General features: G+C 53.0%; 18 protein-coding genes. 14 read left to right on the top strand and 4 right to left on the bottom strand.

Annotated features, from left to right (window positions below; genetic code table 11):
* The first annotated feature begins 87 nt into the window (after positions 1 to 87).
* The 5 genes from ACIX8_RS16300 (at position 88) to ACIX8_RS16280 (ending at position 8801) form a co-directional block, all read left to right on the top strand.
* Positions 88 to 1704: a hypothetical protein gene (locus ACIX8_RS16300; protein WP_044176913.1), complete on the top strand. Its 1617-nt coding sequence runs from the start codon at positions 88 to 90 to the stop codon at positions 1702 to 1704.
* Positions 1701 to 2507, top strand: coding sequence for a phosphoadenosine phosphosulfate reductase family protein (locus ACIX8_RS16295; RefSeq protein WP_014266468.1), 807 nt, complete (start codon positions 1701 to 1703; stop codon positions 2505 to 2507). Before ACIX8_RS16300 ends, ACIX8_RS16295 begins: the two co-directional genes overlap by 4 nt.
* A gap of 23 nt (positions 2508 to 2530) precedes the next feature.
* Positions 2531 to 4864 carry a sensor histidine kinase gene (locus ACIX8_RS16290; RefSeq protein WP_014266467.1) on the top strand — a complete coding sequence of 778 codons (2334 nt, stop codon included), beginning with the start codon at positions 2531 to 2533 and terminating at the stop codon, positions 4862 to 4864.
* Complete coding sequence (locus tag ACIX8_RS16285; protein WP_014266466.1) at positions 4865 to 6967, top strand: hypothetical protein; 2103 nt, start codon at positions 4865 to 4867, stop codon at positions 6965 to 6967. It abuts the gene before it with no gap.
* 985 nt (positions 6968 to 7952) lie between these two features.
* Positions 7953 to 8801 (top strand): tyrosine-type recombinase/integrase, encoded by an 849-nt coding sequence (locus ACIX8_RS16280; RefSeq protein ID WP_190273679.1) that lies wholly within the window; start codon positions 7953 to 7955, stop codon positions 8799 to 8801.
* A gap of 34 nt (positions 8802 to 8835) precedes the next feature.
* On the opposite strand, the gene ACIX8_RS16275 is transcribed toward ACIX8_RS16280, so the two are convergent.
* The gene (locus tag ACIX8_RS16275) at positions 8836 to 9609 is read right to left on the bottom strand and encodes a hypothetical protein (protein WP_014266464.1); all 774 of its coding nucleotides are present in this window, start codon (positions 9607 to 9609) and stop codon (positions 8836 to 8838) included.
* Entirely contained in the window at positions 9609 to 9863 is a 255-nt protein-coding gene (locus ACIX8_RS16270) for a hypothetical protein (RefSeq protein ID WP_014266463.1), read from the bottom strand. Before ACIX8_RS16270 ends, ACIX8_RS16275 begins: the two co-directional genes overlap by 1 nt.
* A gap of 178 nt (positions 9864 to 10041) precedes the next feature.
* Here ACIX8_RS16270 and ACIX8_RS16265 point away from each other — a divergent pair, with 178 nt between their 5' ends.
* The gene (locus ACIX8_RS16265; protein WP_014266462.1) at positions 10042 to 10908 is read left to right on the top strand and encodes a 2-dehydropantoate 2-reductase; all 867 of its coding nucleotides are present in this window, start codon (positions 10042 to 10044) and stop codon (positions 10906 to 10908) included.
* A 165-nt stretch (positions 10909 to 11073) separates the two neighbouring features.
* Here the strand turns inward: ACIX8_RS16265 and ACIX8_RS26600 are convergent, their stop codons facing one another.
* Positions 11074 to 11268: an excisionase family DNA-binding protein gene (locus tag ACIX8_RS26600; RefSeq protein WP_396248612.1), complete on the bottom strand. Its 195-nt coding sequence runs from the start codon at positions 11266 to 11268 to the stop codon at positions 11074 to 11076.
* Positions 11269 to 11685: 417 nt separating this feature from the next.
* On the opposite strand from ACIX8_RS26600, the gene ACIX8_RS16255 reads away from it, so the two are divergent.
* On the top strand, positions 11686 to 12702 hold the full coding sequence (locus ACIX8_RS16255; protein ID WP_014266460.1) for a LysR family transcriptional regulator: 1017 nt from the start codon (positions 11686 to 11688) through the stop codon (positions 12700 to 12702).
* 225 nt (positions 12703 to 12927) lie between these two features.
* Here ACIX8_RS16255 and ACIX8_RS26425 read toward each other — a convergent pair whose 3' ends face one another.
* The gene (locus ACIX8_RS26425; RefSeq protein ID WP_317623983.1) at positions 12928 to 13344 is read right to left on the bottom strand and encodes a hypothetical protein; all 417 of its coding nucleotides are present in this window, start codon (positions 13342 to 13344) and stop codon (positions 12928 to 12930) included.
* A 735-nt stretch (positions 13345 to 14079) separates the two neighbouring features.
* Here ACIX8_RS26425 and ACIX8_RS25675 point away from each other — a divergent pair.
* The 7 genes from ACIX8_RS25675 to ACIX8_RS25315 all read left to right on the top strand — a co-directional run bounded on the left by ACIX8_RS25675 (position 14080) and on the right by ACIX8_RS25315 (position 19155).
* Positions 14080 to 14364 carry a hypothetical protein gene (locus tag ACIX8_RS25675; protein ID WP_150110636.1) on the top strand — a complete coding sequence of 95 codons (285 nt, stop codon included), beginning with the start codon at positions 14080 to 14082 and terminating at the stop codon, positions 14362 to 14364.
* Positions 14365 to 14398: 34 nt separating this feature from the next.
* A complete protein-coding gene (locus tag ACIX8_RS16230) occupies positions 14399 to 15295 on the top strand; it encodes an ArdC family protein (protein WP_014266456.1) in 897 nt (298 codons plus the stop codon).
* Positions 15296 to 15333: 38 nt separating this feature from the next.
* On the top strand, positions 15334 to 15735 hold the full coding sequence (locus ACIX8_RS16225) for a DUF6908 domain-containing protein (RefSeq protein WP_014266455.1): 402 nt from the start codon (positions 15334 to 15336) through the stop codon (positions 15733 to 15735).
* 16 nt (positions 15736 to 15751) lie between these two features.
* Positions 15752 to 16093, top strand: a complete 342-nt coding sequence (locus tag ACIX8_RS16220) for a hypothetical protein (protein ID WP_044176905.1) — start codon at positions 15752 to 15754, stop codon at positions 16091 to 16093.
* Positions 16094 to 16621: 528 nt separating this feature from the next.
* Positions 16622 to 17545: a ferritin-like domain-containing protein gene (locus ACIX8_RS16215; RefSeq protein WP_014266452.1), complete on the top strand. Its 924-nt coding sequence runs from the start codon at positions 16622 to 16624 to the stop codon at positions 17543 to 17545.
* Positions 17546 to 17708: 163 nt separating this feature from the next.
* Positions 17709 to 18488: a thioesterase II family protein gene (locus ACIX8_RS16210; protein ID WP_014266451.1), complete on the top strand. Its 780-nt coding sequence runs from the start codon at positions 17709 to 17711 to the stop codon at positions 18486 to 18488.
* A gap of 16 nt (positions 18489 to 18504) precedes the next feature.
* Positions 18505 to 19155 (top strand): 4'-phosphopantetheinyl transferase family protein, encoded by a 651-nt coding sequence (locus ACIX8_RS25315; protein WP_150110894.1) that lies wholly within the window; start codon positions 18505 to 18507, stop codon positions 19153 to 19155.
* The last annotated feature ends 49 nt before the right edge of the window (positions 19156 to 19204 follow it).

Raw genomic sequence — 19204 nt, 5'->3', positions numbered from 1 at the left:
GCTTCACGGCTAACCCTTGTTGCAATTCCAAGAGCGTTGAATGTGCTCTCGAAGACCCTACAACAAGTCCGCCAATGGAACTGGGTGATGAACAACACACCCGAGCTCAACCATGATCGCTACGCAGCAGAAGAAGTCACCCGGCAGCTAGCGGCTGCGGAGAGCGTTCTCAGAAAGACCGTGCTGGACTTTGTTGGCCTTCAACAATCCGATCGGCCGACGGATCTTAAGTGGTTTGCAAATGGCAAACCCTTAAAGATCCAGAACGGCAAGCAACTCCTCGCACAGCTGTCCAAGATTTGCGACGAAGTGTATCCACTTGCTCCGAAGATCAAGAACGAGCTGGTGAACCGACGACAGTTGAGTTCGGCTGCGGCAGCAGCTCGAATGAGGTTGATAGAAAGCGTTTTCAAAAAGCCCAATGCCGCGAGACTCGGCTTCGCCGAAGGCAAGACGCCTCCGGAAGTATCAATGTACCTATCAGTGCTGGTGGAATCCAATCTGCACGTTTCGACGGGCGAAGGGTGGACGCTTCGTGTCCCCGACGAGTCAGAAGATGTCTGCAGGGTCTTGCCATCGTTCCAACGCATTCGCGAAGTGCTTGTCGATGCGAAGGGGCGAAGACTTCGTGTGTCTTCATTGATGGACTGCATTCGCGAAGAGCCCTACGGTGTCCGCGAAGGACTCGGATATCTCCTGCTGGCTGTCTTCGCCCAGATCTACGAACAGGATTTGGCCTTCTACGAGAATGGTTCGTTCCTTCGGAATGTGGCCGGAGAAGAGTTCATGCGCATCCTGAAGGAGCCTGCGTCCTTCGAATTGCAGTTCTACGAAATGAGCTCAGTCCGAACAGAACTGTTTCGACGGCTCAGCAGCATCCTCCAGCTTCCGCAGTCGACTCGCGATCGAGTGGAGCTGCTCGATGTCGTTCGGCCGCTGTGCCAGTTCGCTAGCAGCCTGCCACACTTCTCTCAGAAGACGGCGCTGCTCAACTTGGATAGTCGTAACGTCCGGCAGGCCTTGCTTGATGCTCGCGAACCTGCAACTTTGCTATTTGAGTCGTTGCCCGCATCGTTGTCATTGAAGCCCGACCAAGCCATCGGCGAAAAGAGCGAATCGTTCGTGATGGCACTGAAGGCGTCCTTAGACGATTTGCGCGAAACGTATCCTCGATTGTTGACGCGGATCGACCAATACGCGGGCAGCTCGCTCCAGGTAGAAAGTCTCCGACTTGGCAGGACGGCCGTGAAGAAGCGGGCTAGACACCTTTTGGTCTCGACTACCGAACCGAGACTTCGCGCATTCCTATTGCAGTTAGCGGATAGCAATCTCGGTGATTCAGAATGGCTGGAAGGCCTCGCTAGCCTGGTTTGCTCGAAGCCACCGTCAAAGTGGCTCGACCGTGATATTGAAATTTTTGAGCGCGAGTTCAGTCAACTTGCAAGTAGTTTTCTGCGAGTAGAAAGTCTTGCGTTCTCGAAAGACTCGCAGACGTCAAGCTCCGAAGCTTTTCGCGTAGCGATTACCAATGGTGACGGGACAGAGTTAGAAAGGGTGATCTTTCTGACGAGCAGAGAGAAGTCGGCGGTCGAGGACCTTGAATCGCAAATACTCGATCTTATCGGCGGCTCGAAAGCGCGCGGTGAAGCGGCGTTAGCGCAGGCATTCTGGAAAGTCTTCCAAACACAGGTGGTAAAAGCATGAGTGAGGCAATTCGTCACGTCCTGAGTTTGTCGGGCGGAAAAGATAGCGCTGCGTTAGCCGTCTATATGAGAGACGAAGTCCCGGAGATGGAATACATCTTCCACGACACCGATAAAGAACTGCCGGAAACCTATGAGTACCTTCACCGCCTCGAGGCTATCCTTGGTAAGCCGATCACCAAGACCACCTCGGAACGATCGTTCGACAACTGGCTGAAGATCTATGGAAATATGATTCCCTCGAATCATCGGCGGTGGTGCACTCGCATGTTGAAGCTCAAGCCGTTCGAGCGATACATAGGAGAAGATGACGTCCTAAATTACATTGGATTACGTGCTGATGAGGATCGAACAGGTTATATCAGCCATAAAAAGAACATCACGCCGATCTATCCATTTCAAAGGGATGGATTGGTCCTCGCGGATATCCATCGGATTCTGGAGGAGTCAGGTCTCGGGTTCCCGAAGTATACGGAATGGGGTCGGACCCGGTCAGGTTGTTTTTTTTGCTTCTACCAACAAAAGATAGAATGGGTCCGACTCAAAGAACACTATCCGGAGCTGTTTGAAGAGGCGAAGGCCTATGAAACGCCGAACTCCATAAACGGCAACACCTTTTATTGGAATGGCAACGAATCATTATCGGAATTGGAGCAGCCTGAGCGAATGGCACAAATTCTCAATAACTGGGAAGTCTCTAGGGCGAGGGCGCGAAAGAATTTGCCTAACCAGAAGTTAGTTCAGATCCTCGGCTATGCTGAACCCGAAGAAGAACCCCAAGGCTGTTTAATCTGCCAGCTGTAGCGCAGTGAGTCGACCACCTAGACATGGCTTTTCGAATTCAAGCACGAACGATCCTGCAGCTCGGAGCTGAACTTATCAGCTCCGACGGTATTGCATTCTACGAGCTGATCAAGAATGCAGTTGACGCAAAGTCGCCTCGCGTTGATGTGCAACTGAAATGTCCAGTCCCATACCTCGAATACCAGCGCGGAATGAAGCTCATTGAAGAGGCTGCGCCAGAAAAGAAAGAGACTGCATCTGAAATAGCCAAGAAGTTCGAGGCGTTGAAAGAGCAGTTGCAATTTATTGCGAACGAAGCAGGACTCAAATCCGTCGATTTCGACACCTGCCAAACGCTCGAAGAAGTTCGGATCCTTCTTGAGGATTTGAACTACGCAACGATATCTGATTCCGGACACGGAATGTCTCTGGAAGATTTATCCGAGATCTTTCTCACTGTAGGAACACGATCTCGGCAGCGAATGAGAGGTGCTCCTGTCGCTCTGGGAGACCGCCCTTTCCTGGGAGAAAAAGGAATTGGTCGTTTATCCTCGATGAGGCTCGGGGAACGCCTGGAAGTACTGTCGACCAAGAGTGGCGAAAGTCGATGGAATCGCCTGAGCATTGACTGGAGAGCATTCAGTCATGATTCGGATACCCTTTTAGAGGAAGTAGAAGTCGCACCTGAAAGAGGAAAGCGCAAAGAGTCGAATGTGCAGAGCGGTACCGTCATCCGGATCAGCGCGCTGAACTCAGCTTGGGACGAGGATAAACTTCGGAAAATTGCCGTTGAAGATTTTTCTCGTCTTACAGATCCATTTGCGCGGGCCTCCAGATTCCCTGTCGACGTAAAGTTCAATAACACTCCGATTACCATCCGCAGCATCAGTAGAGACCTCTTGGATGCGGCTCATGCGCGTTGTAAGGGAGAGTTTAAGGTTGATAGGGCCACGCGGACATGCGAGATAATCGGCAAGATCACATATGACTTGCGAGATGAGGAGCGTAATTTTCACTATCGAGAAGTCGACATCGAGAGTTTCTCCGGATCACTTGACGTTGATGTGCTCCTGTCGCTCGGAAGCGTCAAATTTGAGTGGTACTGGTACAACCGCCGAATCTTAGCGGCGGTCGAAGGTGTCGGTGATCGACGGACTGTGTCCCGGCTAGTTGAACAGTGGGGCGGTGGGCTCATGCTTTATAGGGATGGTTTTCGCGTCAATCCCTACGGGAGTTCTAACGATGATTGGTTGTTATTGGATCCATCTGCCCTGGCGTCCACAGGGTACAAAGTCAATCGAAAACAAATCATTGGCAAGGTAGAGATATCAAGCAGTGAGAATCCAGTTCTCATCGATCAAACGAATCGCGAGGGCTTGCGCGATTGTCCTGAAAAGTTCGCTTTAGTTGAGATGTTGCACACTCTTCTAGTGACGGAATTTCGCGGTTTCCTGAACAGGGTCGATAAAGCGATTTACGAAAAAGAGCAACTAGACTTCGAGATTCTCGAAGAGCGGCTTGCTACGCAAGAGGACAACCTGGATCGGGCAATCGCTCGACTGCTACGAGAGCATCAGGGTGAAAGTGAGCTCGTGTTGCCGATCCGACGCGGCGTCGATCAGATTCGAAAAATTGTCTTTCAAGCGAAGGAAATCGCATCGGTATATGAAGATAGGCAATCCCAGTTGTTTAATCTCGCTGGGATCGGATTGATCACGGAGATTGTCGCTCATGAACTGAATAGGGCAACAATCCACACACTTTCGTTGACGAAGGACTTAAGAGTTGGAGCGAATGCTAGACAAGAGTCGATCCTCAAGAGCCTTGAGCAACAACTCAAGACGCTGCAGAAGCGACTGAGAAGCATCGATCCTGTGAGCACCGCTGGACGCCAGCATAAAGAAGAATTTGACGTCGTCGATTGGATTCGGACTATCTGCCAGTCCCATGAGGCGCAATTTCGAAGGCATAACATCATTTTTTCGATGACGGTGAGTCCACGAAGTGGTGAACTCACAATACGGGCAGTGCGAGGAATGTTCGTTCAGGTTCTGGAAAACCTCATTAGCAATTCGGTCTACTGGCTTGGCATTTATGGCAAGAAAAAGACCGACTATCAACCCGCGATTGATGTGCATATCGATGTTCGGCGCCGAACAATATCGTACTCAGACAATGGGCCCGGCATCGAGGCATATCGAGCTGATGACATTTTTCAGCCGTTTGTGACCACAAAACCCGCACGCAAGGGTAAAGGGCTTGGACTATACATTGCGCGCGAGATTGCTAAGTACAGCGGAGCCTCGCTGGAGCTCGGTGAAGAACACACACACCACGAAGATGCCTTGAATACTTTTATCTTGACCTTAGGTGAGTAAATGACCGTTGCCGCTGCAGAGACCGTTCGCGATATAGCAACTCTTTTGGATAATCACCACTTGCAGAAAGTGGTGATTATTGACGATGCCTACAACGATCTGCCGACGTTCGACGATGTCGATGAAGATGTAGCAGAGTCGATCTACCAGATTCTGATTGCGAACGGTGCCTTGCTTGCGCAAGTCGAAGCAACTGGGATGCCGATGGCAGACGCGGAGGATGTCACACAGGAAGTATGGGAGCTCCTATGGAAGCTCGCCCCTACCGATCCTGCACTTAGGGCGGAACTGGAGGCGCTCAATATTGCAAGGAACTCTACATTGAAAATTCTAGGGGGACTCAAAAAGCATCTCGAGGGTCCCTTAGGGAGGGCAGTATTGGAAGTCGCCGCGGAACGTGAACTCCCAGACGCATCCGCCCAAATTCTTTTCATTGATTATTTCCTTGATGGTACAAAACGGGAAAGCTCGCTGCAAATTGCGAAACGGTTGGGTCAACGAATTATCGAACTCTACAGCGGTTCAAAGGCTAAGCCTGTCATCATTCTGATGTCGAATCGCCAAGAACTGACCAATGAGGACAAGGCAACGTTTCGTGAGGCAGCAAATTTCGTAGGCGGCATGTTTCACTACATTCCCAAGAAAGATCTTATAGATCTAGGCCTTCTTGAGGTTTTTCTCTATCTGGTGACAAAGACTTATCCCCAAGGTGAAGCGATTGCAGAATTTGTTTCGAACATCGAAATTGCAGCTTCCGAGGCTTTGAACGGTCTAAAGACCCGTCTGCAAGGTCTTACCGTCGACGACTTTGGATACATTCATCAACTTACGTTGGCCAAAGAGGGTGTCTCGCTAAGTGACTACGTCTCTAGCCTTCTAGCTAGTTTCTTCAATCAAGAGTTTCGTCGACGGACCCTCACTGACGATCAAGTTGTAGATACGCTTAGTTTTGACCAACTCAGCTTTCATCAAGAAGCGCCATCGTTGGAATTCACTAAGCTGTTCCTAGGCGTGGTCTCGCAACCGACTGCGGACCTCCGGAGACATCCGCAAGCCACGCAAGAGGCGTTTCCTGATGGAGGCAATGTTCCAGTTGATATTCATTTCGGCGATCTTTTTGTAAAAGGAGAATCTGTACTCTTGGTCGCCACAGCTGAATGTGATTTGATCTGCACGCCAGCGCAACCCAAATTTCGCCGATTCGATCCTGAGCAAAAGGTGCTACTAATCCCCGGCGTGCTTCACAAGTACGATAGGCCGTGGAAGGATCTTCCGTCACGGACTGAGTTCGTGGCGATTGAAGGAGCTTCGACATCAGCAGTGCAATGGTACTTCAAGAGATCCACAACCCATGATTTAGGTTCGATTGCCAAGTCTCTTGCGGATCAAGGCTTTTCGAGGAAGCGCAGATTGAACCCCGAATTCGCTCTCGATGTTCAACGGATGTACTTCAACGACATGGGACGAATCGGCTTGCCGGTCGGACCTCCAATCTATAGGAACTTAGGAGCTAAACTGTGCGCCCGAGGAGTAGATGGGCAAGTCCATGTTTTGCTGGAAGAGTCTCTGAGTACGGACCAACTTTGCGTATCTTTCTTGACTCGCAGTGAACATGTTTTCCAGTTGACCGGTGAATTTTTACTAAGGCTTCCGGATGCGGTAAAGTCTGCGATTGATCTATTGGAGGAAGCTCGCGAGAAAGAAACGAAAGGAAAGCCGAAACAGAAGCTCGCGCAGAAGATTGCAGAACTGAGGAAGATCGAGCTGAGTCAGGCAAAACTCGACGAATTGAGGAAGCCGTTCGCTGCGCTAAAACCTGGTACAGATGCGCCATGTGAACCCTTGAAAGCGATCATGGTAATCAGCAGTAAATTGATGACTGATCAGTATGTTTGCGAGAAGCCTCTCATGCTTTGTCTTGACTCGAAATCACGTGGTGGCGAAATTCCTTCACCAGGCGTGACTCCGGCCGCAGCCGCAAGACCAGAAGCCAATTTGATTCCTGTGTCTGCAGTTGAGGCAGAAGCGACCGTGCCAGACACCTTGCCGGCTCTCGAGCGGACTGAGTTGATTGCGGACCTTATTCTTCCGGAGCAGTCCTAGGAGTTAGCTGACATCTCAATCTTATCGACGGGTTCGAGACTCCGTTTGGTCTTGAGTTGCTTTCAACTGTGAATTGGGTGGTAAAACAACTTAACGCTAACGACCTCATGGATGTGATCCGGAAAACCTACGTCTGGAATGAGCGCAAGAAACGGTTCACGCGCAATCAGATTGAACTTGCTCTCGATGTACTTGCGGCGAACCAATGGATAGCCGGAAACTTCAGAAATGAATCCTCGGCTGTGACCCCGTGCTGGAACAGCAAGCTCCGACTTCGATGACTGAGGACGATCGGATTCAGTTCAATTGTCGCCGCAGTGCGAAGACAATTGCTTCGTCAGGAATTGTTTGGCAGACTGCCCAATTGCAAAGATGGGATTGCTCCTTTCAGTACGGCCGTGCTGGCCATTATGCTGTATTGCGATCTGCTTGATATATTGAAAGCGAGGAGAAAATGCTTCGGATGGACTTGGCCCAAACTTTGTCCAAATCGAACCCACAGACCCTCAAAAAACCCTACGGAACTGAACGATGAAGTTTCATAAGTTGCTGTATCCATATGATTCTGGGCTGGTAAACTTGAGGCTCCTACGGTCTCAAAATCCGCCGAGGGCAACCTCGTGGGGGTTCGACCCCCCCTCCCGGCACCAAGATATGCTTCATCAAATGAATAGGTTGCAAAGACCCAAGCCTCTCGACCCGGGAGGCTTTTTCATGCCCTAAACCTACTGGTGCCGGTTTTGGTGCTGGTCTGTACCTCATTTGCTATCGTCGATTTGAGGAGGGTAGCTGGATGCCGAGAAAAAAGGTGATCCGAAAAGAGCGTGGCGTATTCGAGAAGGTGCCTGGCTCGGAGATCTGGTGGATTCGCTATTACGTCGATGGTCGCGAACACCGGGAAAAGGTAGGCCGGCAAAGCGACGCAGTCGACCTCTACCGAATCCGTCGTGCAGACGCCCTACGCGGCGCGAAGATGCCTGCGAACATGAAGAACAAGGGGGTGAAGTTCGAGGAGATCGGGAAGCATGCTCTTGAGTGGTATATCGAACACGGCCGCAAGGACGTCAAGAACTTCCGCATAAGGATGAATATCATTCTTAAGGATTTCGGTCATCGAGTTGCCGAAGAAATCAAGCCCTCGGAGATTGACGCCTGGCTGAAGAAATATGACTGGTCGCCGGCGACGAAGAACTGCTACAAAAATGTCTTCGGTAAGACATTCAAAATCGCATTCGCCGACGGCAAGGTCTCAGGCAATCCGGCTCGGCTCGTAGAGCAGCGGCCAGAGAAGAATGCGCGCCTACGCTTCCTTTCTGCCGAGGAGGAAGCGAAGATTCGCGAAGCTATCGACCTTCGTTGCCCTCGGCATATGCCTGAACTCGATATCGCCCTGAACACGGGAATGCGAAAGAGTGAGCAGTACAGCCTGGAGTGGGGCCAGGTCTCTTTCCGGCGCAAGCGCATCCTCCTCGACGAGACGAAGAATGGGAGCAGCCGAGAAATACCAATGAATAAAACCTGCGTGAAGGCGTTCGAAGAACTGCACGCAGATCGGCCGCATGAGGGCCGGATCTTTCAGTCGAAATATGGTCGGGATCTTAACGATTCGAGGGCTTGGTTTGATCGAGTAGTTGAGGACGCAAAGGTGTCGAACTTCACATGGCACGCACTGCGCCACACGTTCATCAGTCGATTGGTCATGGCCGGAGTCGATTTGAGAACAGCTCAAGAACTTGCGGGGCACAAGACGATCTCGATGACCGTACGGTACGCCCATCTTGCTCCGGAGCACAATCAAGCAGCGATCGAGAAGCTAGATCCGAAGATCCGTTGAAGGGCTCACCGGGACTTGAGCTACGGACAAGAGCTTAATGACTATCGATTGTGCGCCTCAACCTTGCAGCTTCAGTGTCTAATCCGGCCTTTTGCAGGGCATAGATGGCGTCCCATACCAGCCGCTCAAGAATCTCGATCCGCTTATCTCGTTCCGCCACTGCTGCGTCAGAACCGCACCACTGGCGAATGATCGCCCATGACGCACGGTATTGATTCAGCAGGGGAACGAGATACTCATTTCCTGGGCGAGCAACGTCCATAGACCAGTTCCGCTCTGTCGTCTCAATACCGATCAATACGGGGGCAGGCTTGACCATGCAGAAATTGCGAGCGAGTTCTTCAGCTTGATCGTGTGGCAGCCGTAAGAAGCCGTCTCGACCTTCGAACGCAGGGGATTGAAGTGTGTACTCGGAAAGTTGACTACGCACGCGAAGCCGGTTTAACGACTCCAAAGTCGTTTGAAGAATCCCGCGATCGTAGCTGATCCGATCCTCCACGTTTTCGTACACCTGCTGAAGGGCCTGACATACGGGAAAATTCCCGTCATATCCGTGTGAGAAGTTGTATTCACGTAGATGAGCTAGATCGGTCTCCTCTTGTTGAAACTGCTTGTGTTCCTTCCAAGGAACCAGGATTTGAGCGGTAGTCACATAATCGACCAGACCGGGATGGGTGTCGATCCATTCGGCCTTCCACCTGGCTCCCCTGACATACTGAAGCAGCTTGATCCTCGTGAGGGGAGTTCCCGAAACCCGTTTCTCACGAAAAGCATATTCGACGCCCGCCCTGAGTTCTGATTTCAGCATCAGTTTTCCCTGGAATTCGCCGTCGGATTGGAAAGCTCCGTCTTGGATGGATCAAGATAGCTTCCGGTCGTGAGTGGAGGAGGCCCCCAGCCCAATAACTCGTCGATCTCCGCGCCCGTTGCCCGATCAAATTCCCAGTCGCCACAAGTGATGACCTGGTTTGTGACCTTGGATACACGCAGCTTCATCGGGACAGTACCGGCCAGCATCCTCACGACCACGTCATCTACGTCCATCCTCTCGAATCCTGGCATAGCTCTTTCCTTGGAATTACAGTCTTCGTGTCGAGAGCGCAGGAGCTCATGCCCTTTTCTACCATGTTGCCTTTAGAGAAACCAACGTGCTTCTCCCGATCGAAATTCGGTCGCTATAAGACGACCTATCAGAGATGAGATGATTGGAACGTGATGCCTATCCTGCCATAATGGTGCTATGGCACGGATCGCAATCGTGGGAGTGGGCGCAATCGGATCTGTCGTCGCTGCGCTACTACAGTCCGTCGAACAGCACGAACTTATACTATGTACGCGACGTCCTCTCTCTCACCTCAATGTTGAGACGCCTGAAGGAAGCATCAACATTTCCTACTCGAACCTTACCGACCTTTCACAGGCGGGGTCAGTGGATTGGGTCATAGTTGCCACCAAGACTTACGATGCTCCGGGTGCCGGTGCATGGGTCGAACATTTCTGCAGGCAAGGTGCTCCCGTCGCGGTGATTCAGAATGGAGTGGAGCATCGCGAACGGTTTGCTTCCTATGTACAGAGGGACCAGATCGTCTCTGTCATTATCGATTGCCCAGCCGAGCGCCGAGCACCCGAGAGCGTGCACCAACGCGGACCCGCTGAGCTATTCATACAGGCAGATGTGCTTGGCCGATCTTTCGCGGCCCTATTTCAGGGCTCAGCCGCGCAGATCACTCTGACCGCTGACTTTCTTTCCGCCGCCTGGCGCAAACTTTGTATAAACTCCGCCGGTTCGATCTCTGCGCTTTTGGGCAAACCTGCTGGTGTTTTTCAGGATGAGGCGATCGGTGAGGCGACGCTCGAGGTCGTGAGTGAGTGCGCCGCCGTAGGCCGCGCTGTAGGAGCGATCCTCGACGAGGATATCCCACAGAAAGTGCTCACTCAATACCGCAATTACCCTATCGACTCCGTGAACTCGCTTTTGGCCGATCGACTTGCTGGCCGCCCGATGGAGACGGACGCTCGCATCGGCGCTATAGTTCGCCACGGACGGCAGCGTAATATTCCGACGCCGCGAAACAGCCTATTGCTCGCTCTTCTCGAAGCCATCTAGCAGGAGCCGAGAGTTCACCAAGCTCCAAAACCAAAGAGTTGGTCCGCACGAACACGCCTTTCGTCACTTATGCCTAACGTCGGGCTGCCCTGAATGTCGATTGCCACGGAAGTACGAAATCAGGGAGCGCCGTTCGTTCAGGTGAGGAGATAGTGGCGTCATCGATCAGCCTGCAAGACGCTCCGGATGGTCTCCACGAGCGAATCGCTGCAAGTCTGAAAGAGGAATGAGAACACGTGACCCGATCCGTCTGCTCGAAAGCCGCTTGTTCGCGACCAGGTAGTCTAGGGCGCGTGCGCTGATTGAAAGCAGCCCTGCTGCCTCCCTTCTGCCCACGAGCAACCGTTGGTTGTTGGGCATATGCGGATGCATCGGTGGTTTTCTGCTTGTAAGATTCACGTCTTGCATACTGGAGTCTCCAATTTGCCATTTAGTGTGTCGAGTCACGGATCACATTTGAAAAAGGGCCCGCTAAATCATTGGTGTTCCTTGAAACTGTAGCTTTGCGGAATGTAACCGCGCTGTAGGTCTACAGCCTCTCTCGAAAAGAGAGGCCTGTCTAATACATTCCATTTATCGGGTGATACGTTCCACCTATCACCTGAGGGCAACTTCGTCGAAAGTAAGCCTCTCTCCGCGCGGCGTAAATATGGCCAAAACAAACTTTCCTGTTGATAACAGGGAACCATATTGCCAGAATTTCCACAGGCGGAGACGCGGTTAGCCCGCTCATTTGGAATTGAGTCGAGAGCAATACTACTAGTCGAGCGGTGGGATATGTATGAATGGGCCGAGCTTCGCCATTTCAAATATTTGCTGACGATTCTGGAACGACAGGGATTCCGTGCTGCTGCGGAGGAATTGCGTACCGCACAACCGAATCTCAGCGTTCAGGCCAGGCAGTTCCAAGAGAACGCTTCAGTGCGTCTCTTTCGCAAGGTAAAGGGCGGGCGTATTCGGCCCACGGAAACTGGCGTCGCATTCAAGGTCTTAGCTCGGTTCCTACTAGAGACCCGCGATGAGGTTGTCGATGCCCTCATAGCGATTGAGCGCGGCGAGGTTAGTTCTGTTCGATTCGGATGCAGCCCTCTGATTGATCAGAGCTTGTTCCAAAGCTTCTGCGATCTACACAAGGAGATTCTTCCCGTCTGCCCGGTACGACCAACACATGGAGACACGGCGCACCTGGCGGAAGAAGTTGTGTCAGGAACGGTCGATGCCGCCATTGTGACGTTGCCATTGCGTCATCCGGATCTACGTATCGAAGAGTTACGGCGTGACCGGCTCGTGGCTTGCTTACGGAGAGACGATCCCTTCGCGGCGAAAGCTTCTCTACAGGTCGCCGATTTGCAGGGTAATCTTGCGGTTCTCTATCATCCGCAACGACATCCAGATGCTCACGAGAGATTGCTGGAACTCCTCGGAGATGCCGGTGTGAAGATTGAAGATTATTCGTGCGCCTCGCATCCTTCCGAGATGCAGACTCTGGTCAAAGGAGGGCATGGCTTCGCGTTGATCCGTGAGGGAATAAACCTCGATGAAGAACTAACGACTCGTCCGATTGCCGGTGTGGATTGGACGGTGGATACAGCCTTCATCTATCGCAAAACTCGCCATCCAAAGACCGTTCCAATCTTGGTTAAGCGTCTCGTGAAACAGCTCTCCCAAACTCAGATTGGCAAAGAGACAGCACTGAATAAAGTATCCATCCCTTCACAGGCTTCTATTCCAAATGGAATGCGCCCTGCACAGCGCGAGAAAAATGGGCCAGTTCAAATGGCGCTCATAAGTTAGAAGTCAAAGTATTGGCGCGAGATAGAACGAGGTGATATTTGGGAGCTATCACCCGATAAATATTAGGTATTAGACGCAGGCCAAGTGCGAGCTCAATCATCACGGCATATTCCCGACTGAGACCAGTCGATGGAGGTGCCGATGTTCAGTAAAGATCGTGTTGTCATCCCTAGTAGCACAGCCCGCTTGGCCACGCGATTGGCGCAGCCCTTCACCAAACAAAACCTACTCTGCGCGGCCCGCGCAATCGCTCCCGCTCTGTTTGCACTTACGCTCTCGAACGCAGCGCATGCGCAAGGCACGATGGACTTCTCTGGGGCGCAAACGCTCATGGGGACTTTCAATATGGGTTCGACTACCGTTCAATCGCAGGTCATACTCTCGAATCCCACCCAGATCGTATCCAAAGAGCCGGTGCGCGCCTTCGATCGTCAACGAGAAGATATCTGCAATCTCGAGCAGCAGGCTCAGCGTCGGATGGTTTCCCATGCGGCTTAGGTTGGAGAGGAGGTGCTTCGTTACGAGTTCACATCGTTCGAAGGCATAGCGTTCGCGGTCGTTCGACGGCTTGAACTGGCGATGCAAGTCACGGAGATGCGCAACTGCGTCAGAGATCTCGTTACGGGGAACCGGTCGATACACAGCGAAGGGCTTCTCTCAAAGAACTCAGTATCGGAGCTGTGACATCGAAAAGTCAGGAACCGAGTGTCACATGCCGTTCAGTGGATCATGAATGACGATCTTCGTTGATCGGACGTCTCATCCGGGAGCCACCACTTCGATCGCTAAACCTGGGCCCGTGGCAAGCAGCTTCGCTGCCTGCCTTTTAGCCAGTTTGCCCTCCCGCCTGAGAATCCGCAACCAGGACGAGATTTCCAAAGATGAAGTTGTCACAAATTCCACGTTGCGCCTCTTCATCTGGTGACCATCACATCCATCAATGAATCCGAGATAAATTCCTTCGAGTAAATTCTTAGGCGAACTCTAACAAGCCACGCCAAAGCGTAAAGAAGTTGTCCGGGAAGAGTCTCTTCCCGCACTCCAGCCGCTCGTGCGTCTTCCGCTCCCATCTCAGCGGGACGTTCCTTCCCGCAAGGCCCTCCCCCATCGATCTGCGTGCTGCGCACGCGCATAAGGAAACCAAGCCTTTCTAGGGGCTCCGCCCCCGCGCGCGTCAAGGGGTCTCCCCAGTCTTCCGCGCTGCGCTTGTGCAGACCTCCGCTGCGCTGCGCCCTTTCCGTTCCGGCTACGCCTGCACTGCAAGGGTGGGAGATACCCCTCCCCTTGACGCTTGCTACCCCCGCCTTCGCCAGGGGGCGTTCGGCATGTGCATGCCGCGTTTCAACGCGGACGTGCAAACGCAAAAGCGGAGGCAAGATGCGACCAACACAAACCAAGCCACCAGAGACACCAAACCCGTTCACATGGCGGCGTTTCGCCAACGTGTACATGGGAGATCACCTCTTAGGCGAGGACACAGTAGACCTCGCGGCCTTGGGCTTTTGCGGCGATACGGTCAGCGTCTCCTGTCCCACCTGCGGCGAGGTCCTTGGGAATATTCCCGTGGAGCTTCTCAGCGATGGGATCAGAGACATAACGACAACCCACATCACCCCCGTACTCGATTGGCACCGTGCGCAACATCATCCGCGCTCTGCCTAAGCCACCGCGCCACAACCCAAAGGAGGAAACACCCATGAACACTGCACCCGCGACCACCACCCTAGACAGCCTATCTACTCCGAACCCTAAACAGACACAACAGAAGAGTGATCGTCCCAAAGGGATTAAAGAAGCTATCGCCGCCAATGTGAAATGCCTCATTGAACAGCTTGAGGCCGGACACAGCGATGCGCTCACCGCCTACCTCAACGCCATGAGCCGCTTTCATAACTACAGCTTTGGCAATGTCTTGGAAATCGCATGGCAGCGGCCAACCGCAACCCGCGTTGCCGGGCTGTACGCCTGGAACCAGTTAGGCCGCAAGGTGAAGAAGGGAGAGAAGGGAATCCGCATTCTGGCTCCCATCATCGGTATCAAGCGCAAGAAGGACGAAGAAACCGAGAAGGACATCACCCGCCAGAACACCCGCGTTCTTGTTGGCTTTCGCAATGCCTACGTCTTCGATGTCTCGCAGACCGAGGGCGCGGAGCTTCCCGCACTACGCGAGATGAGCGGCGATGCAGGCGAGAACCGTGACCGGCTTGTCTTTTTCATGGAGCAGCAGGGAATTGAGCTTGTTTTTACCGAGAATATTCGTCCAGCGCTCGGCATAAGCTACGGCGGACGCATCGACATCTTGCCGGGACAGTCGAAGGCCGAGGAGTTCGCCACCCTTGTGCATGAGGTCGCGCACGAGTTGTTGCATAAGGCCGAAAGCCGCACCACAACCACCAAGGCTGTGCGGGAGACGGAGGCCGAAGCTATTGCCTTCGTCGTGGGCAAGGCCGTTGGTCTGGATACCGGAACCTCGTCCGCTGATTACATCCACCTGCATCACGGCAACGCTTCCTTGCTGGCCGAGAGCTTGGAAGTGATTCAACAGAACTCCGGCATCATCCTCGCAGCATTGCAGCCGCCGACCGAAGAATAGGTGGCCATGCCCGATGCAGTACCGGCGCAGGTGGCCTAATGCAAACCATCCTCGCAATCCTCAAACAGGCCGGAGGTTGGAACCACGGCCTTTATCTCAAGATTGAGAATCCGCCCTATGCCGCTCTCGTGATCGACGTAATGGATGAGTCTGGCCCTCGTGGTCTGCCAGCCCTGTCCGTCGCTCAGTATGCCAACGGTCTGGCGATGTCCGAGATGTGTTTCGAGCTTGGACTTAAGGGTGGGATGCACCTCGACCCCTTCTCGTACCGCAATGACCATATCGGCGTCGATGAGTCGAGTCGGGCCATCGAAGACGGCAATTATGTCCACCCCCTCAGCTTGCACGCGCAACACGAACGACTCGCGCAGCAGTGGGATAGCAGCTTGCGTTTGCAGGGCTTCGTTGAAGCCTTCGAGCGGCAGCACCGGTTGGGGTAGCCCCACGGGTTAGGCTATGCCGAATGCCTTGATTCCAGCTACCGCCTCGACGGCTCCCAACTTTCAACTGACTTCGACTCCAAGGACGCTTGACCTTATGTCCGGCTCTTCGGGCACGACCACTGTCTCGCTCACGCCTACAAATGGTTTCACGGGAACCGTAGATCTCAACGTGCTAGCCGTCTGTGCACCGGCTGGAGTGACTACCACTATTACGCCGGCAACCCTAGTGGGTTCCGGACAGGCCACGGTGCAGGTGCAGACGAACGGCGCCACGCCTGCCGGAAACATTTTGGCGATCACCGGTCGAAGTGGCGGACTTCTCCAGGCTGCCTATGTGCAGTTTGGATGCACCTGATGTCACCATTACCGCATCACAGCCGATGCTTTATCTAAATCAGAATGCTACCGCTACCAGTGCGATCAACGTGACTGCGCAGAATGGCTTTGGAGGTGGTGTAAGCTTGACTGCCCCCGACTTGCCGAATGGAACAACTGCTTCCTCCTCGCCTGCCACAACGACGGCATGCTAATCCGTTGCACCTCGGCAGCCAGTTGCTCCACTTGCGCACGGTCCTGCTATCGGCAGAGGTTACCTGCAGCGCCAGAAGATGACCTAGCGTGTCCACCGCACCGAATCCTCCGAATATGGTGCGACAAAACTCCATTCCTCATCGCTTACGTCACTCGGATACCCGGCCTGCTTCGTTCCCATCCCTCCATCTATGGAACCAAGGAGCCGTTCGAAAAGTAGTTAACTTGTTCCAAGGCGACAACAGGCTCTAGAAACTGACTCGCTTTCAAAATCCTAAAGAGGTTTGGAATAAATTGCCATCTCCCGTGTTTTATTAGACAGCAGTTTGATGCAACACAGGGAGCATTTCCAATGGCAGGTAAGACACAGGCACCGGAGTTCGAGCAGATAACAGTCGAGCAGGCAAAAGCGATCCGCGCTGAGCGGACCCTAAACCGTAGAAGATTTATGGTCGGGCTTAGTCTTGCTGGCGCTGCGGGGAGTATGGCACTTCTGGGCGGATGCGGTAACTCGCACTCGAACGGCTCGTCCACCGTGATGGCGGCCGGCCCTTCAGAGACCGATGTTCTGAACTTCGCACTGAATCTCGAGTACCTTGAGGCAACGTTCTATTCCTTTGCGACTCAAGGTACCGATCTCCCCTCCAACCTTACCGCGGGCAGCGGAGCCATCACCGGAGCTCCGAGCGCAAAGATTGCATTTCCCAACCAGCAGATCACCGATATCTTCAACGAGATCTTCTTCAACGAAATGTCTCACGTAGCAGATCTGCAGTCGTTGATCGGCAGCGGTCATGTCACACGGCCGGCCCTGGATCTATCGGCAGCTGGAGCCGTCACCTCGGCCAACATCATCACGATCTCTCGTCAATTTGAAGATGTAGGCACAACAGCCTATGCAGGGGCCACCGCTCTGCTGACCGGAACAAACCTCGCCTATGCGGCGCAGATTCTGGCGGTAGAAGGCTTCCAGGCAGGCGCATTGCGTCTGATCGCCATCCAACAGTCAGCCCCCTTTGCTGCAGCCGACTCTCTCGATGTTCCAACCAGCGATCCCGGCGCGGAGGTACTGGCAACCCAGGGTCCAACCGCAGCCGGTGGCTTCTTTGCTACCTCCGGCACAGCCACGGCAACAACCTCTGTGCCGCTCGCAACAGCTTTCACGCGTAGCACCTCGCAGGTCCTTCAGATTGTCTATAACGCTGCTGGCAAGACCGGCATATCCAAAGGCGGCTTCTTCCCCGCAGGCTTGAATGGAAATATTGCGACTAGCTAGTTGTAATATTTCCATTCGACAGAAGGGTCTGATACTCTGCCGCTCGCGGCGTAAGTCATGGGGATGAGTGAGTACATCACTCAATCAGTTTAGATACCCCGCTGCTTGCGGCGGGGTTCTTCATTGAGACGCAATGTGCACAAGGACGGCTTAGATTATTAAGGTGACAAATTTCTCGCTTTTCCCTCCGCTTGCCTGTTCCTCTCAGCGTCCACTCCTGTTTTGTATCCCATATGCAGGTGGGAGCGCCGGGGCATATCGAGACTGGTTATCTGTGGCTCCTCCTTGGTTGGATACTTACGCTATAGAGTTGCCAGGACGCGGACGCCTCATGAAAGAGCCGTTTGTAAATTCACTCCACGCTCTTGCGCAGATGATCGCGGAGGCAATTACTCCTTTTACCAACAGGCCGTATGCGATCTTTGGACATAGCATGGGTGCCTTGCTCGCATATGAAGTCACGGCAGAATTGGTATCCGCAAGCTATCCAGGGCCTGTCCAGCTTTTTGTCTCGGGAGCACGTCCGCCCTTTGTTCCCCAAAAGGATCCAGATATTAGCGCCTTCCATGATGCCGCGCTCCTCGATCACCTAAGCCAATTAGGTGGCACCCCGGAGGAGATCTTACGGGATAGAAGCCTCATGCAGTTCTATCTGCCTGTTCTCCGCTCGGACTTTCGACTCGTCGAGACGTATAGACCCCACAAGCCGCACCAGTTCCAAGTTCCGCTAACCGTGTTGTTTGGGGAACAAGACCAAGCGACGCCGAAGGCTGACATGCGGTTGTGGCAGCTTGTGACAACTGGAGATTTCACTTCACGTAGCTACTCTGGTGGCCATTTCTTTTTTTCAAATAGGCATGTGATTCAAGATGTATATAGCAGTTTGAAAGGTTTAGAGCCCAAATCATATCAACCAGTGGAGAAAAAATGGCGTGACCTCTAAAATATCAAGTACGTTGATGGGAACTATTGTTCCCGCAGGAATTTATTGCTCCGAGCAGGTTGGACGTTTGTCGGGAAGCCTGCTTCCAGCAGAGGAAGAACTGCTTGGACCAAGAACAGTGGACAAGCGGCGCATAGAGTTTGCGGCGGGTCGTACATGTGCGAGAGGAGCCCTTCGCTTGCTTGGTAGACCGTCAGCCCCACTCATGCAGGGCAAGCGGCATGAGCCACTATGGCCCGAGGGTATAGTCGGTAGTATCACCCACTGTAAAAACTATTGTGCTGCGGCGGTTGCAGGCACTAAAGCCTATGCCACTATAGGCATTGATGCCGAGCCGAATGAGCCGCTTCCTGCAGGAACCCTCAAACTAATCGCACGCCCGAGGGAACTAGCGTGGATTGCAAGTCGCAAGGAGCAAGATGTCTGCTGGGATCGCTTGTTGTTCAGTATCAAGGAAAGTATCTATAAAGTCTGGTATCCATTAGAGAAATGCTGGCTAGAATTCGATCAGGTAGAAATTCAAGTCCATACTGGAACGCAAACCTTCCAAGCGATCGTGCTTCGCAACGCCCCCTCCTGCCCGAGTCTCCTAAGAGGTGCCTTTCTCAATACCGGTTCACACCTTCTAACTTGTGTCTCAGTGCGTGCCACTGTTTGTAGTCATTAGAAAGAAGAGGGCTACGTGCAGGATGCTGTGGACTGCGCTACCAATGACC

Source organism: Granulicella mallensis MP5ACTX8, from assembly GCF_000178955.2.
GTDB classification, from domain to species: Bacteria; Acidobacteriota; Terriglobia; order Terriglobales; family Acidobacteriaceae; genus Granulicella; species Granulicella mallensis.
Note: the sequence above shows the minus strand (reverse complement) of the source record. Positions and strands in the feature narration are given on the sequence as shown.

Excerpts from the sequence above, each read along its gene's own strand:
- ACIX8_RS16300 (WP_044176913.1), top strand. The coding sequence starts at position 88 with ATGAACAACACACCCGAGCTCAACCATGATCGCTACGCAGCAGAAGAA.
- ACIX8_RS16295 (WP_014266468.1), top strand. The coding sequence starts at position 1,701 with ATGAGTGAGGCAATTCGTCACGTCCTGAGTTTGTCGGGCGGAAAAGAT.
- ACIX8_RS16290 (WP_014266467.1), top strand. The coding sequence starts at position 2,531 with ATGGCTTTTCGAATTCAAGCACGAACGATCCTGCAGCTCGGAGCTGAA.
- ACIX8_RS16285 (WP_014266466.1), top strand. The coding sequence starts at position 4,865 with ATGACCGTTGCCGCTGCAGAGACCGTTCGCGATATAGCAACTCTTTTG.
- ACIX8_RS16280 (WP_190273679.1), top strand. The coding sequence starts at position 7,953 with ATGAAGAACAAGGGGGTGAAGTTCGAGGAGATCGGGAAGCATGCTCTT.
- ACIX8_RS16275 (WP_014266464.1), bottom strand. The coding sequence starts at position 9,609 with ATGCTGAAATCAGAACTCAGGGCGGGCGTCGAATATGCTTTTCGTGAG.
- ACIX8_RS16270 (WP_014266463.1), bottom strand. The coding sequence starts at position 9,863 with ATGCCAGGATTCGAGAGGATGGACGTAGATGACGTGGTCGTGAGGATG.
- ACIX8_RS16265 (WP_014266462.1), top strand. The coding sequence starts at position 10,042 with ATGGCACGGATCGCAATCGTGGGAGTGGGCGCAATCGGATCTGTCGTC.
- ACIX8_RS26600 (WP_396248612.1), bottom strand. The coding sequence starts at position 11,268 with ATGCCCAACAACCAACGGTTGCTCGTGGGCAGAAGGGAGGCAGCAGGG.
- ACIX8_RS16255 (WP_014266460.1), top strand. The coding sequence starts at position 11,686 with ATGTATGAATGGGCCGAGCTTCGCCATTTCAAATATTTGCTGACGATT.
- ACIX8_RS25675 (WP_150110636.1), top strand. The coding sequence starts at position 14,080 with ATGCGACCAACACAAACCAAGCCACCAGAGACACCAAACCCGTTCACA.
- ACIX8_RS16230 (WP_014266456.1), top strand. The coding sequence starts at position 14,399 with ATGAACACTGCACCCGCGACCACCACCCTAGACAGCCTATCTACTCCG.
- ACIX8_RS16225 (WP_014266455.1), top strand. The coding sequence starts at position 15,334 with ATGCAAACCATCCTCGCAATCCTCAAACAGGCCGGAGGTTGGAACCAC.
- ACIX8_RS16220 (WP_044176905.1), top strand. The coding sequence starts at position 15,752 with ATGCCGAATGCCTTGATTCCAGCTACCGCCTCGACGGCTCCCAACTTT.
- ACIX8_RS16215 (WP_014266452.1), top strand. The coding sequence starts at position 16,622 with ATGGCAGGTAAGACACAGGCACCGGAGTTCGAGCAGATAACAGTCGAG.
- ACIX8_RS25315 (WP_150110894.1), top strand. The coding sequence starts at position 18,505 with ATGGGAACTATTGTTCCCGCAGGAATTTATTGCTCCGAGCAGGTTGGA.